General features: G+C 70.7%; 11 protein-coding genes. 6 read left to right on the top strand and 5 right to left on the bottom strand.

The features are described from left to right. Positions 1-79: 79 nt before the first annotated feature. The gene (locus tag D456_RS0117925) at positions 80-757 is read right to left on the bottom strand and encodes an HAD family hydrolase (protein WP_017577562.1); all 678 of its coding nucleotides are present in this window, start codon (positions 755-757) and stop codon (positions 80-82) included. 23 nt (positions 758-780) lie between these two features. Next, on the bottom strand, positions 781-1,524 hold the full coding sequence (locus D456_RS0117920; RefSeq protein ID WP_373295702.1) for an NUDIX hydrolase: 744 nt from the start codon (positions 1,522-1,524) through the stop codon (positions 781-783). 137 nt (positions 1,525-1,661) lie between these two features. Between D456_RS0117920 and nadA the strand changes: the two genes are divergently transcribed. Continuing rightward, positions 1,662-2,660: a quinolinate synthase NadA gene (nadA, locus tag D456_RS0117915; protein WP_017577560.1), complete on the top strand. Its 999-nt coding sequence runs from the start codon at positions 1,662-1,664 to the stop codon at positions 2,658-2,660. Between the two features lie 178 nt (positions 2,661-2,838). Next, positions 2,839-4,245, top strand: coding sequence for a hypothetical protein (locus tag D456_RS0117910; protein ID WP_026115985.1), 1,407 nt, complete (start codon positions 2,839-2,841; stop codon positions 4,243-4,245). A gap of 145 nt (positions 4,246-4,390) precedes the next feature. Here D456_RS0117910 and D456_RS0117905 read toward each other — a convergent pair whose 3' ends face one another. Next, a complete protein-coding gene (locus tag D456_RS0117905) occupies positions 4,391-5,005 on the bottom strand; it encodes a TetR family transcriptional regulator (RefSeq protein WP_017577559.1) in 615 nt (204 codons plus the stop codon). 307 nt (positions 5,006-5,312) lie between these two features. On the opposite strand from D456_RS0117905, the gene D456_RS0117900 reads away from it, so the two are divergent. From D456_RS0117900 to D456_RS0117885, 4 genes are all read left to right on the top strand, one after another. After that, the gene (locus D456_RS0117900; RefSeq protein WP_017577558.1) at positions 5,313-6,395 is read left to right on the top strand and encodes an MBL fold metallo-hydrolase; all 1,083 of its coding nucleotides are present in this window, start codon (positions 5,313-5,315) and stop codon (positions 6,393-6,395) included. Between the two features lie 171 nt (positions 6,396-6,566). Then, positions 6,567-7,901, top strand: a complete 1,335-nt coding sequence (locus D456_RS0117895) for a glycosyltransferase family 4 protein (RefSeq protein WP_017577557.1) — start codon at positions 6,567-6,569, stop codon at positions 7,899-7,901. Next, positions 7,898-8,620, top strand: a complete 723-nt coding sequence (locus D456_RS0117890; RefSeq protein WP_026115984.1) for a class I SAM-dependent methyltransferase — start codon at positions 7,898-7,900, stop codon at positions 8,618-8,620. The genes D456_RS0117895 and D456_RS0117890 overlap by 4 nt, the downstream gene beginning before the upstream one ends. A gap of 8 nt (positions 8,621-8,628) precedes the next feature. Continuing rightward, entirely contained in the window at positions 8,629-9,705 is a 1,077-nt protein-coding gene (locus tag D456_RS0117885; protein ID WP_017577555.1) for a glucosidase family protein, read from the top strand. Positions 9,706-9,786: 81 nt separating this feature from the next. Here the strand turns inward: D456_RS0117885 and D456_RS26665 are convergent, their stop codons facing one another. Together D456_RS26665 and D456_RS0117875 are read right to left on the bottom strand one after the other, a co-directional pair. Further along, positions 9,787-13,215 carry a transglycosylase domain-containing protein gene (locus D456_RS26665; RefSeq protein WP_017577554.1) on the bottom strand — a complete coding sequence of 1,143 codons (3,429 nt, stop codon included), beginning with the start codon at positions 13,213-13,215 and terminating at the stop codon, positions 9,787-9,789. Between the two features lie 614 nt (positions 13,216-13,829). Then, on the bottom strand, positions 13,830-14,468 hold the full coding sequence (locus tag D456_RS0117875) for a class I SAM-dependent methyltransferase (RefSeq protein ID WP_017577553.1): 639 nt from the start codon (positions 14,466-14,468) through the stop codon (positions 13,830-13,832). Positions 14,469-14,627 lie beyond the last annotated feature (159 nt).

Here is a 14,627-nt window from a genome sequence, read left to right as displayed (position 1 = left end):
GGGGAGGGGCCCTCCACGGCACCGCAGGCCGCACGGCCCGGACCGGCACACGCCCGTGCGGTCGCGGCCCCGGGAGGGATCAGGCGCGGTTGTGTTCGGCGATCCAGGTGTCGAGACCGAACAGGTCGTCCACGACGACGTCGGCACGGGCGGCCTCGGGGCGCTCGGCATGGCGGTACCCGTAGAGGCCGCGGCGCAGCAGTGCGGTGCGCATCCCGGCGGCACGGGCGGGGAGCACGTCGTTGTCGGTGCGGTCGCCGACGTAGAGCACCTCGCGGGCCTCGGTCCCGGGCCGGGCCTCACGAACGAGGTCGAGCGTGCGGTCGAAGAAGGCGGGGGCGGGCTTGGCCACGCCCCACACGTCGGAGATGCCGATGCCGGACACCCCGAGGTCCATCGCCTCCAGGGCGGGGCCGGCCTCCGGGGGCTGGTTGCCGGCGACCACGAGGGTGAGGTCCTGGGCACGCAGCGCGGCGAAGCCCGGACGCACGTCGGGATAGAGGTCCGCGGGGCCGAAGTGCTCCCGGGGCCCGTCGGGATCCTCGTTCCGCCAGCGCAGGCTCTCGCTCGACAGGTCGAACCCGGGCACGAAGAGGCGGAAGGCCTCCAGGATGGTGCCACCGGTGGCGATGACCCCGCCGATGGTGCCGAAGAAGGCCATGTGCGGCACGCCGAGGCGGTCGGCCCAGCGGGTGAAAATTGCGGTCTCGTCGATCAGCGTCTCACCGACGTCGAACACCACGGTACGAATGGTCACGTTCTGGGAGTGTACACGCCCTGTCAGGGCGCGTTCGGCGGGCGCAGGACCGCGAACTCGTCGGTGACCTGCAAGCTCCGGTCCCGGAACCGGAAGAGCGCGGCGGGCCGTCCGCCCGAACGCCCCGAGGGGACCGAACGCCCGGTCTCCTCGATCTGTCCCCGGCGCAGCAGGACCCTCCGCAGGTTCGTGGCTGCCACGTCGTGGCCGAGGGCGGAACTGTAGTAACCGGAGAGCTGCGACATGGTGAACTCCGGTGGGGCCAGGGCGAACCCCACGTTGGTGTAGCCGAGTTTGGCCCGCAGCCTCCGCCGTCCGGACCGGGCGATGGAGGCGTGGTCGAAGGCCATGGCGGGCAGGTCGGCCGTGGGGTGCCAGCCGGTGTCCTCGGGCACGATCGGATCGACGTCGGCGGGCACGAGGCCGAGGTAGGCGGTGGCCAGGGTGCGGTGCCGGGGATCGCGTTCGGGGTCGCTGCGGGTCTCGAGTTGTTCGAGATGGGCCAGGTCGCGCACGTCGACCTTCTGGGCGAGCTGTCTGCGGATGGACGCGCCCAGGTCCTCCTCTCCGCCGAGCCTGCCCCCGGGCAGCGCCCAGGCGCCCTCCCACGGGGGCAGCGCCCGCCGCCACAGCAGCACACACAGCTGGTCCCCGCGGATCTGGAATACGACGGCGAGCGCCTCGTGGCCGAACTTGCGGGGGTGCGGGCCCGAGAGGCCGCCCTCGCCAGTGGGTACGGTTCGTCCGTTCGCGTGCGGGATATCCACCCTGTCCCTTCCGTTCTCCACCATGTTAAGCTTCACCGAGTTTGTGCCTGACAGACAAAAACCCGGGTCGGGCCCGGACGCGCCCCCGCACGGCGTCCACCGCCGTGCGATCCCCAGCCTCGAGGAAGTAGTTCGACATGGCACCGGTCACCGCCACCGCCGACAGCACGACCAGACAGGAACGGGCCCAGGAGATCCGCCGCCTGGCCGAGGAGCACAACGCCGTCATCCTCGCGCACAACTACCAGCGCCCCGAGATCCAGGACGTGGCCCACCACACGGGCGACTCCCTGGCGCTGTCCCGGTTGGCCGCCCGGGTCGAGGCCGAGACCATCGTCTTCTGCGGCGTGCACTTCATGGCCGAGACCGCGAAGATCCTGGCCCCGCAGAAGAAGGTCCTGCTGCCCGACCCGAACGCGGGGTGTTCCCTGGCCGGCACCATCACCGCCGAGGACGTACGCGTGTGGAAGGCCGAACACCCCGGCGCGGCCGTGGTCGCCTACGTCAACACCACGGCCGCGGTGAAGGCCGAGACCGACATCTGCTGCACTTCCTCCAACGCGGCCGACGTCATCCGGTCGATCCCCGAGGACCAGGAGATCCTGTTCCTTCCGGACCAGTTCCTGGGCGCCCACGTCAAGCGGGTCACCGGACGCGAGAACATCCACGTGTGGATGGGCGAGTGCCACGTGCACGCCGGCATCGACGGCCACACCCTGCGCGAGCGGGTGGCCTCCGAACCCGACGCCGAGGTCTACGTGCATCCCGAGTGCGGCTGCGCGACCTCGGCGCTGTACCTGGTGGGCAGCGGCGCTGTACCCGAGGACCGCGTCAAGGTGCTCTCCACCGGCGGCATGCTCGACGCCGCGGCGAAGACCGACGCGGAGAAGGTCCTCATCGCCACCGAGACCGGCATGCTGCACCAGCTGCGCAACGCCAACGACACCACACGGTTCGAGGCGGTCAACAGCCGGGCCGAATGCCACTACATGAAGATGATCGACTCCGAGAAGCTGCTGGACTCCCTGCGCCACGGCACCACCGAGATCACCGTGGACAGCACGACCTCCGAGCGTGCCCGCCGTTCGGTGGAGCGCATGGTGGCCATCGGCCGCCCCTCACGTGGGGGCGAGTGACCGCCGGGAGGAACGCACCCCCAGGACCTCCGGTGCAGGGCCGTCCCGCCGGGGACGGCCCCCTTTTCGACCCGCAAGTAGGGGTAACAGAACCCTTACCTTCAGGACACAGCTCATCGATTCCCCCGCGCCGCCGAAAACGCGTCGCTAGCGTCACCAGGAGAGCGGGGGGAGAATCGTGACCAGAGGTACCGAATCCGGCGAACCGACGAACGTCGACGCGCACGCACTCCACGATGCCTTCGCCGCGCCGCTGTACCGTTACGCCTGGTCGTTGCTGGGCGGGGACGGAGAGCGGGCCGCGGAGGCGGTCCACGACGCGCTCGTGGCCGGAACAGCACTGGACGGCGAACGCGCCACCCGCACCGAACGCACCCCCTGGCTCTACGCCCTCACGCGTGCCGCCTGCCAACAGCGGGGCCTGGCCGCCACCTGCCCCTACGCCGGACTGGCCACCGTCCCGGCCGAGGAACCCGCCGCGCGTATGTTCGCGCACCTGCCCTCCGGCCACAGGGAACTCGTCGAACTCGACCTGCGCCACGGCCTGTCCCCGGCCGAGGTCGCCCGGATCCTGGGCCTGTCCCCCGGCATGTGCGTCGAGCTGACCCGGTCCGCCACCCGCCGGGCCGCTGACAACCTGCACGGGCTCCGGAGCGGTCCCGAACCGAGCACGGAGGACCAGTGCGACGAGCAGGCGCCCGCGACCCTGCGCCGGCACAGGGCCCGGCGCGTCGCGGCCGCCCTGGACCTGCTGCGCCCACCCGGCCCTCCCCCTGGATTGCGGGGTGAGATCCTCGCGACCGCCACCGTGCCCGAGCTCGCCGTGGTCCGGGACCGGATCGTCGCCGCGATGCGCCCGCTCGACGAGGACGGCTACCCGGCCCACCGGGTCCGGACCCCGGACGCGGGCCGGGAGGAGGCCGACGCCGCCCCGGAGCCCCGGGAGAGCGGACGGGGCGCCACTGCCGCCGCCCCCTTGCCGCGTCCCCTGCCGCAGGACCGCCTGACCACGGCCGACCACCCGGTACGCACCGAGCATACCGCATCCCTGGCGGCCCCCGGCGAATCCCCTGCGCCCGTCGAACCGGAGCGTCCGCGCCGTGTGCTGCCGGTCGTGTCCGGACTGGTCACGGTGGCCGTGGCGGTCACGCTGTGGCTGTACGCGAGCACGCTCGGCGGACCCGTCACCGTCGTGGGCCCGGAGGAGGCGGCCGCACCCACAGGACCGCACCCGTCGGGGTCCTCGACACACGCATCCGACAACGCCCCGGGACCGACGCTGCGGGAGGAGCCCGGTGGCCGCCCCTCCCCCGGCACCGAGGAGATCCCTCCCTCCGCACCCCCCGGGAACGGCACCGGTCCACGGTCCCCGGCCCCGCCCCAGGACAGGGACGGCAGCGACGGCGGCGGGGAATCGCCGGGCCGGCCGCCGGCCACGGGCGCACCGGAGCCCCCGCAGGGGGAGGACCCGTCCACCCCGGCGCCGGAGGACCCCGGGACACCCGGGGAGGAGGACCCCGAGGAGGACCAGGACCGCAACGGGGTCCTCGACGGGCTGTTGGACCTGTTCCTCGGCTCGGAGTGACCCGTGTCCGGAGGACGCGGGCGCACCGCAGGGCGGATCGGCGGGCAGGTGCTCGCGTGCACGGGTGGGCGCCTCCCGTGCAGCTGCACTCGGGGCAGGTGCGCCCTTCCGGGCCTGTTCGGGGCCTGGGCCCTCGCGTGCTCCCTCAGAAGTCGGCGAGCAGGCGCTCGGCGGTCACCTGCAGACGTTCCTCGGCCGCTTCGACACTGCGCCGACCCTTGAGGATCTCCACCAGTTCGAAGATCCACACACTGGTCAGCGAACCCACGAGCACGTAGTCGGGGTCGCGGTGCTCCGCCGGTCCCGACGTCGCCGGGTTCCCGTCGGTGTGCAGGGTGCCGGTGGCCACACGCCAGACCAGTTCGGTGATCCGCACGTCCAGCTCGACCTTGACCTCGGCCATGATGAGCGAACGCACGAGGGCGTCGGCCAGCTCGGGCTCGCGCATGAGCCCGCGGGTAGCACGCAACAGCACGTCGACGGCGCGGCCCGCGGGGCTCTCGGCCGTGGGCGGACGGCGCATGATTCCGCCCTCGAGCAGGTCGAGCTCCTCGGTGACCACGGCGACCACGAGATCCATCTTGGACGGGAAGTACCGGTAGAGGGTGCCCAGGGCGACCCCGGCGCGTTCGGCGACCGAACGCATCTGCATGGCATCGACACCACCGCGCACGGCCAGCGCCGCGGCGGTCTGCACGATGCGTTTGCGACGCTGGGTCTGACTGCGCGACAGCGTTCCGGTCGGCGCCTGCACGGCCACAGGATCTCTCCCATTCCTCGTCGGAGCGCGCGCCATTCCTCCACCGCGGCCCCTGGAAGCCAGCTCACCGGCGCCGCACCCCTCCACGCGAACGCCGCAATGAGAACACGTTATCCGAGGCTTTCCCGCGTGCGCAGCCGATCGAACCCATGATCCATCCCTCATAGGCCGACGTAACGACGGTTATCCGAGAGCCGGACGTGGGTTTTCACCCCTTCCGTCCGGGCTTAGTAGAATATGTTCTACCTACCTTCCTCCGCTCCGGTAACATCGAACCCGATTCGGTTTCTATTGGAGAGGTGCCAGGATGCGCGAGATACCCCAGGTCGAAGAGCTCGGCCACGGTGTCTGGAGCCTGCCCGTACCCATCCCCGGCAGCCCCCTCGGTTTCACCTACGTCTATCTCGTCTCCGGCGACGACGGCGCGGTCCTGGTCGACACCGGCTGGAACCACGACGAGACCTGGGAGACCCTCGTCCGCTCCGTCGAGCAGACCGGCCACCGGATCGAGGACGTCCGCGGTGCGGTCCTCACCCACTTCCACCCCGACCACGCCGGCCTGGCCGGACGCCTGCGCGCGGCCTCCGGAGCCTGGATCGCCATGCACCCGGCCGACATCGCGGTCACCGAACGCTTGGCCGCGAGCCCCGCACCGGACCGCCTGGCCACCATGGCCGAACAGCTCCGACGCGCCGGTTTCCCCGAGGAGGACCTCGCCGCCTTCGCCGAACAGACCGACCTCTCCACGAACACGACCGTGCCCGACCGCCCCCTCGCCGACGGCGACACCGTCGACCTGGCCGGGCGCCGCCTCCGCGCGGTGTGGACGCCGGGCCACAGCCCCGGACACCTGTGCCTGCACCTGGACGACGCCGACGTGTTCTTCACAGGCGACCACGTGCTCCCCCGCATCACCCCGCACGTGGGCCAGTTCCCACTCCTGTCGACCGACGGCGACCCCCTCGGCGCCTTCCTCACCGCACAGGCCGACGTCGGCCGCATGCCCGGGGCCGACCGCCTGCTGTGCCTTCCCTCACACGAACATCGCTTCACCGGGCTGACAGAACGCACCGAGGCGATCGTCACCCACCACGAGGACCGCCTCGACGAGATGGCCGAGCTCCTCCGGCGAGAGGGCCGTGCGACGCTGTGGCAGGTGACCTCCGGCCTCACTTGGCGGCGCCCCTGGGCCGACATGCGTGTACGGGCCCGCCACATGGCCGCCGCCGAGACCGTCGCCCACCTGCGACTGCTCGAAGAGCGCGGCCGAGCGGCCCGCACCGGGACGGCCGACCTCCCCCTCTGGTCGGCCACCACCGCCGACGTCCCCGCACAAGATCCGTCCAACACCCCCGGCCCTCCCTCGGCCCCCACCCCAACTGCCGAGTAACATAAGGGCGCCCACGCCTGTTCACCGGCGGACTCGCACCCATGCCGTCGACCACCGCAGCCCGGGCGGCCCGGTGGCGCAGACCGGGGACGGACAACGCCGGCGCCCTCCGAGGGGCCGCCGAGGGGTGGCGGGTACGACGGGCCAGCGAACCGACGAAGAGGTGGACTCTTGACCCTGCCGGGCAACAACACGGGACCGAGCCCGCGGCCCTCCCGCACGCGCCCCCTCCGGGTGGCCCTGCTCTCCTACCGGAGCAAGCAGCACGTGGGCGGCCAGGGTGTGTACGTCCGGCACCTCTCACGCGAACTCGCCGCGCTCGGCCACGAGGTCACCGTCCTGTCCGGCCAGCCCTACCCCGAACTCGACGACGGCGTGGCCCTGGAGAAAATCCCCTCCCTCGACCTCTACAACGACGTCCGCCCCTTCAAGGCCCCGCCCCTGCGCGAGTGGCGCGACTGGATCGACGTCCTCGAGGTCGCCACCATGTGGACCGCCGGTTTCCCCGAACCCCTCACCTTCTCCCTGCGCGCCGACCGCGAACTGCGCCGCCGCCTGGCCGACTTCGACGTGGTCCACGACAACCAGACCCTCGGCCGGGGCCTGCTCGGGATCCGCGCTGCCGGGCTGCCCCTGGTCACCACCATCCACCACCCCATCAGCGTCGACCGCCGCATCGAACTGCAGGAGGCCAAAGGCCTGCAGAGACTCACCAAACGCCGCTGGTACTCCTTCGTACGGATGCAGGCGCGGGTGGCCCGCAAACTCGACCCGATCCTGGTCCCCTCCCGGTCCTCCGCCGACGACATCGCCCGCGAGTTCGGGGTGCGCCCCGAACGCATGGAGGTCACCCCGCTGGGTGTGGACACCCGCCACTTCCACCCCCGCCCCGACACCCCCCGCGAGCCCGGCCGCATCGTCTGCACCGCCAGCGCCGACAGCCCTCTCAAAGGGGTGGCCGTGCTGCTGCGCGCCGCCGCCCGCCTGGCAGAGGAACGCGAGATCTCCCTCACGATCGTCAGCAGACCCAGACCCGGAGGGCCCACCGACCTGCTCGTGGACCAGCTCGGGTTGCGCGACCGCGTCGAGTTCGTCAACGGCATCGACGACACCGCCCTGGGAGAGCTGATCGCCTCCGCCGAAGTGGCCGTCGTCCCCTCCTTCTACGAAGGCTTCTCCCTGCCCGCAGTGGAGGCCATGGCCTGCGGGACTCCCCTCATCGCCAGCAACGCCGGCGCCCTTCCCGAGGTCGTGGGCGTCGACGGCGACGCCGGCCGCCTCATCACCCCCGGCGACGACGAACTCCTCGCCAAGGAGATCGGTGCGCTCATGGACGACCCGGACGAACGCGCCCGCATGGGCGCCGCCGCCTGGGAACGGGTCCAGGAACGTTTCACCTGGCGTGCCGTCGCGGAGCTGACCGCCCGGCGCTACGCCGCCACCATCGACGGGTCCGCCCCGCACCCGACCAGCACCCACCCGACTCGCCCTAGGAGCTTCCACTGATCACCGTCGACTTCTCCCTGTTCCCTGTCGGCCCGGGCAACCGCGTCCTCGACATGGGCTGCGGCGGCGGCCGCCACGCCTTCGAGGTCTACCGCCGCGGTGCGGACGTGGTCGCCTTCGACCAGAACGTCGCCGACCTCGCCGAGGTCGAGACCATGTTCGGTGCGATGAAGGCCGAGGGCGAGGCCCCCGGGTCCGCCACCGCCGAGACCGTCAAGGGCGACGCCCTCGACATGCCCTTCGGGGACGGCGGCTTCGACCGGGTCGTGGCCTCGGAGATCTTCGAGCACCTGCCCCACGACACCGCGGCCATGAAGGAGCTGTACCGGGTGCTGCGCCCGGGCGGTATCGCGGCCGTGACCGTGCCCAGTTTCCTGCCCGAGCGTGTGTGCTGGGCCCTGTCGGAGGACTACCACACCAACGAGGGCGGGCACATCCGCATCTACACCCGCGCCGAGCTGGAGGCCAAGCTCAAGGCCACCGGGTTCGAGATCGGTCCGCACCACCACGCGCACGCCCTGCACGCCCCCTACTGGTGGATCAAGTGCGCCGTGGGCACCGACAACGACGACCACCCGGCGGTGAAGAGCTACCACGAGATGCTCGTGTGGGACATGCTCCAGGCCCCGAAAGTCACCAGAGTCGCCGAGAAGCTCCTCAACCCCGTCATCGGCAAGAGCGTGATCGTGTACGTGCGCAAGCCCCTCGGTGCCGCGTGAAGTCGCAGATGACCGCCCCCGGACCGGAATCGGACGTCCCCCGCGCTCTGCACCTACCCGGTGTGCTCACCGCCGACGAGCTCCAGCGTTCGGCGCACTACCTCGTGCGCAGCCAGGAGCCCGACGGTGCGATCCCCTGGTTCCCCGGCGGCCACACCGACCTGTGGGACCACGTCGAGTGCGCGATGGCGCTGACGGTGACCGGCCTCGAGGTCCCCGAACACGCCGAAGCCGCTCGCCGTGCCTACCTGTGGGTGGAGTCCTCCCGCCGCCCCGACGGCGGGTGGCCCGCCAAATTCCGTCAGGGGGCGCCCGCAACGGCGCTGCGTGAGGCCAACCATGCTGCTTACCCGGCCGTGGGAATCCTGCACCACCTGTTGACGACCGGCGACACCGCGTTCGCCCGGCGCCTGTGGCCGACCGTGGAGAGCGGGCTGGAGTTCGCGCTGGCGCTGCGCGGCGACCACGGGGAGATCCTGTGGGCCCGTTCGGAGGACGGCTCCCCCGGCGACCATTCCCTGTTGACGGTGTGCGCGAGTGTGCACCATGCGCTGCGCTGCGGCGCCGCGCTGGCCGAACGTCTCGGCGAGACCAGGCCCGCGTGGTCGGCGGCTGCCGACCGGCTGGCCGTACTCATCAACGACCACGAGGACCTGTTCGCCGATCGCAGCCGGTTCTCGATGGACTGGTTCTACCCGGTCCTGGGCGGTGCGGTGCACGGTACCGCGGCGAAGGAGCGCCTCGACGAGCGCTGGGACACCTTCGTCCTGCCCGGGCTGGGTGTGCGGTGCGTGAGCGACCAGCCGTGGGTGACCGCCGCCGAGTCGTCGGAGCTGGTGCTCGCCCTGGCCGCCATGGGCGAGCACGACACCGCGGTCCGGATCATGCGGGACATCCAACACCTGCGCGACCCCGCCGACGGCGTGTACTGGACCGGGTACCAGTTCGCCGAGCAGGTCCGGTGGCCCGTGGAACGCAGCACGTGGACGTCGGCGGCCGTGATCCTGGCCGTGGACGCTCTCACACTCACCACCGGGGGCTCCCGTGTCTTCCTGCACGCTTCGGAGCAGGCCCCGGCCGTCTGAGCCGTACTCACCGGCCGCCACGGACGACAACGGCGCCCCCGCCGACGGCGGGGGCGCCGTTGCTGCATGCACGAGTCCGTGTCACTCGTTCTCGTCGCTGCGTGCCATCTGGTCACCCGGATCGAACGGGTCCTCGGGGATGCCCGGTTCCTCCGGCGGCTCCGGGGCCTCCGGGGGCTCCTCCGTGGGCGGGCCCTCGGACGGCGGTTCCTCCTCCGAGGGCGGCTCCTCGGCCGGCGGCGGTTCCTCCTGCGGAGGCTCCTGGGACTGCTGCGGCGGTTCCTGGGGCTGCTGCGGCTCCTGGGTGGCCGTGTCCGGCGCCCAGTTCTCCGTCGTACCCTCGTTGGCCGGCTGCGGGAACGACTCCCGCTCGTACCCTTCCATGGCCCGCGACATGTAGTTGTTCCACAGGGTCGCGGGCAGACCGCCACCGGAGATGTTGTGCCCGGGGATCGAGAAACTCTCGTTCTTCCCGCTGTAGACCCCCACCGACGTCGACAGCTGCGGTGTGTAACCCACGAACCAGGCGGCCACGCTGCCGTCGGTCGTGCCGGTCTTGCCCGCCGTCGGGTGGCCGCCCAGCCGCGCAGCCGTGCCCGTACCCCCGTTGACGACCTGCTGCAGGGCATGGGTGACGTCCGCGGCGGTCGTCTCCTTCAGGGCCTGGCTGCTCTCCACCTCGGGGCGTTCGTTCTCCCCGTCGGTGTTGTTGACCTCCTTGATCACGTGCGGCTCGACGTGCACACCTTCGTTCGCGAAGGTCCCGAACCCGCTGGCCTGGTCGATCGGGCGAACACTGACCGCGCCCAGCGGCATGACCGGGACGAGCTGGTTGTCGCCGATGCTGCCCTCGGGGAAGCCCGCGGCGTAGGCGGTGTCCCGGATGTTCTCGTACCCCACCTGTTCGGCGAGGTCGACGTACCCGAGGTTGTTGGACTCCTTCGTGGCCTGGATCAGGTTCATCACACCGCCGGGGTCGTTGCCGGCGTTCTGCACCCGGGATCCGTGCACGTTGCGCGGACCGCGCCCGTCCACGGTCGACCGGAGGCTGTAGCCCTCTTCCAGCGCGGTCGCGAGCACGTACGGCTTGAAGGCCGAACCGGCCTGCGCTGCCCCGTGGAAACTCGTGTCGTACTGGTTCTCGAGGTAGTCGTGGCCCCCGTAGAAGGCCAACACCTCACCCGTTTCCGGGTCCACGGTGCTCATGCCGAGATTGACGTCCTCGGGGACGGTCTCGTGCGGGACGGTCTCCTCGACCGCGTCGTGCGCGGCCTCCATCAGGTCCTCGTCGAAGGTCGTGACGATCTCATAGCCGTGCCGCTGGATCATGTCCTCGGTGAAGCCGAGCCGGTCGAGCTCGTTCATGGCTTCCTGGAGCATGTACCCCTTGTAGCCGCTGACATCGGTGCTGTCGGTGGGCCGCTCGGCCTCGGGGACCGGGAACTCCATCTCGCCGGCCTCGTCCGCGGTGATCGCCCCGGTGGAGACCATGCCGTCGATGACGTACTGCCAACGGCGCTCCAGGGAATCGGTCGACTCCATCACGTCCGCCTCGCCGTAGTAGTGCGGCTGCTGGATGGCGGCCGCCAGGAACGCGGCCTCCTCGGGAGTGAGCTCGTCGACGTCCTTGTGGTAGTAGACCTCGGCGGCCGCCTGGATCCCGTACGCCTGCCGGCCGAAGTAGATGCTGTTGAGGTACTGCTCCATCACCCACTGCTTCGACTCGCTCTGGTCGACCTTGATGGAGATGATGATCTCCTTGATCTTCCGAGTGATCGTCTGTTCACGGGAGACGCCCTCGTAGTAGTTGCGGACCATCTGCTGGGTGATGGTGGACCCGCCCTGGACCTGCTGTCCGGTGATGGTGGACCATACCGCACGGGTCGTGCCGCTGAGGGACACGCCGGGCTCCTCCCAGAAGCCGCGGTCCTCGGCGGAGGTCATCGCGTCGACCACGTGGTCGCCGCCCGCGGTCATCTCGTCGTAGGAGACCGGCTCCCGATTGGTGCCCCGCTCCGCGAACTGGGTCTCCCCGTCGGCGAAGTAGAAGGTGGAGCCCTGGTCGGTGGCCTCGGCCTTTGCGGCGTCGGGCACCTCGACCGTGGTGTACAGGTAGACGAAACCGGCGATCCCCAGAACCGTGAAGACGCCCATGAGGACGAGCACGGGACGCAGGATGCGCCACCACATCGGCCGCTTCTTCTTCGCGGCCTTGCCGCCCGGCTTCTTGGGCCCGCCGGGGCCCTTCGTCCCGCCGGAGCCGACCGGGCCGGCGGCCTCTCCGGGTCCGGAGCCTGCACCGGCCTCCTGTTCCCCGGGGGCCCGAGCAGCACCGGCTGCGGCGCCCGCAGCTGCCGCGCCGGCCCCTGCCGCCGCAGCTGTACCGGAAGGTTCGGCATCGTCCTGGTCCCCGGCCGCGGGCCCGGACCGGGCAGCCTCCTCGGAGTACTCCGAGAACCGTTGCGGTGCGGGCCAGAAGGAGGGCTCGGCCTCTGCGGCACCGTCACCGCCGGTGTCATCGCCGGTGACGGCCCCGTCACCGGCGGCCACGTCACCGGTGCCGGACAGCTCGCCGGTGCCGGCGGAGGGGGCCTCGCTGCCCCCCACGTCCTCCCCTGCTGGGGGTGGGAAGGGTGCAGTGGGCGTCGGGGCGCCGACCACGCTCTCCCCCGCCCGGTCAGCGGGTTCACCGTCCTCGGCGGATGCGGTTCCGGCCGTCTCGGACGGGGTCTCGGTGTCCTCACCGGCCCCGGGCACAGCAAAAGCCTCCGTGGCGGGCGAAGCGTCCGCGGGTTCCTCGTCCGCGGTACCGCCCTCGTCCTCGCCCCCGGTCCCGGCCCCGGGGACGTCCTCGGCGTCGGCGGAGGGGATCGGGATGGCCTCGGTCTCCGGGGGGTCGTCGGGGGTCCCGGACCCGGCGTCCTTCTCGGACGTGTCCTCGGAGGTGTCCTCGTCACCGGTCATCGTTGCTGCACCCGCGCTCGCGGCCGCGGCAGCGGCTGCTGCGGTGCCGGCCCCTCCGGAGGAGGTGTCGACGGTGGTGTCCGCGTCATCTGTGTGACCGGCAGACCCGCCACCGCCGGGGTCCTCGTCGTTCTCCTCCACCGAGGGGATGGAGGAGGTCTCTGACCCGGTGGGGTCGTCGGCTTCGTCGGCGGCGCCCCCGGCCCCGTCCGGGACCGTGTCCGCGGGGCCGTCCTCACCGGTACGGGGGGTGTCCGCCGCTTCCGGTTGTCCGACACCACCGGAGGAACTGTCCTCCTCGGCCGAGGAGGCCTTCTCCTCCCGGTCCTGGTCCTCGTTGTCCCCGGAACCGGTGTCGTCGGAGGCCGTTTCGCCCTGCACCACCGCGGAGGAAACCTCTTCGGGGGAGGATTCGCCGTCCTCGTCGGCGTCCCCGCTCCCGGGGGACGTGCCCTCGGGGCCGTACCCCTGCTCGGCGAGGTTGCGGGCCACACGGTCCCTCAGGAAGGTCCCGCTCGTCTTGAAAGCCACCGCACCGCCGGGCACGAACTCGGGTTCGGGCCCGGCATCGTCGTCGCTGTCCTCGGCGGAGGTCCCGTCGCCGGTCCCGTGTTCCGCACGGCCCTCGTCCTCAGTGGATTCGCTCCGGCCGCCTACGGTCTCGGGCGCCTCACCCTCGGTCGTGGGTTCCGTGGTCAGCTCTTCAGCAGAGGTCTTGTCCGTCTCCGGCGCGTCAGTGGCGGGACGCTGCCCATCCGTCCCGCCGTCGCCGTGTTCGCTCTTGCTCAGCTCCCCGCCCCCATGATCAAGTCATGAACGGCACCATGCCGTCTTGATGTTCGACGCGCGAGTGCCCCTGATCGGTTCAGTTCGAGTCAGTACCGACGCGGTATTTCGGGGAATAACGCCGCCATCGCTGCACCCTCATCGCTACGATACCCGCCCGTAACCACGACACGGCCGGTTCCGGCCGGTTCCTTGAGCACGCATGGCCTTCTTGCCGAAGGCTTACCCGGAGCATGCGTGTTCTTGGACAAGCGTTGACGCAATCACTGGTCGCCATGGCCCAGCACTCACATGACCACCCAAGAATAACCGTCCAGAGATAAGGAAACCGTGTACGGAGCATCACCTCCGCACACGGTCCGTGGAGAGGGTCGTCACACACGGGCGCTACGGCGCAGAACCCTCATGGAGCCGACCGCCCGGACCTCCTCGAACTCACCCGAGTCGAGCGCACGGCAATAAATGTTGTACGGGGGCCGGCCCCCGTCCGCGGGGTCGGGAAAGACGTCGTGGATGACGAGCACGCCGCCGTCGGCCACGTGCGGGCTCCAGTGCGTGTAGTCGTCCTGGGCAGCTTTCTCGCTGTGACCGCCGTCGATGAACAACATGCCCAGCGGTTTGCCCCAGACCGACGCCACGTCGACGGAGGCACCGACTACGGCGATGACCTCGCCGTCGAGGCCGGCCCGGGTGATGGTCCTACGGAAATGCGGGAGGGTGTCGAACCGTCCGGTCCCGGGATCGACCAGGTCGGCGTCGTGGAACTCCCAACCCTCCTGGTGTTCTTCCGAACCGCGGTGATGGTCGACGGTCACGATCTTGGTTCCGGCCGCACGTGCCGCGGCGCCCAGGAAGATGGTGGACTTACCGCAATAGGTTCCGATCTCCACCACAGGACCGAGATGTGCATGATCCAGCGCGGTCTCGAAGAGAACGGTTCCTTCGTCGGTGGGCATGAAACCCTTGGCCGACTCTGCCGCCGCGAGAAGCTCCGAGGGAATGGTGTTCGTCATGCGACGATTCTCCCACCGAACGCTGTTCCGGCTTTCCTCGCCCCTCCACCGCTCCGCACCACCCCTCGGAACGGCCCGCATTTTTCACATGTTCACAAGCCACACAAAAAAGAAGAGGGGCCACCCACAACAGGCAACCCCTCCCCAAGAAAAACCGTG

This window comes from Nocardiopsis kunsanensis DSM 44524 (assembly GCF_000340965.1).
Taxonomy (GTDB): domain Bacteria; phylum Actinomycetota; class Actinomycetes; order Streptosporangiales; family Streptosporangiaceae; genus Nocardiopsis; species Nocardiopsis kunsanensis.
This window is presented reverse-complemented; position numbering and strand designations above follow the sequence as displayed.

Coding starts and splice junctions, on each gene's coding strand:
- nadA (WP_017577560.1), top strand. CDS start 1,662: ATGGCACCGGTCACCGCCACCGCCGACAGCACGACCAGACAGGAACGG.
- D456_RS0117900 (WP_017577558.1), top strand. CDS start 5,313: ATGCGCGAGATACCCCAGGTCGAAGAGCTCGGCCACGGTGTCTGGAGC.
- D456_RS0117885 (WP_017577555.1), top strand. CDS start 8,629: ATGACCGCCCCCGGACCGGAATCGGACGTCCCCCGCGCTCTGCACCTA.
- D456_RS0117875 (WP_017577553.1), bottom strand. CDS start 14,468: ATGACGAACACCATTCCCTCGGAGCTTCTCGCGGCGGCAGAGTCGGCC.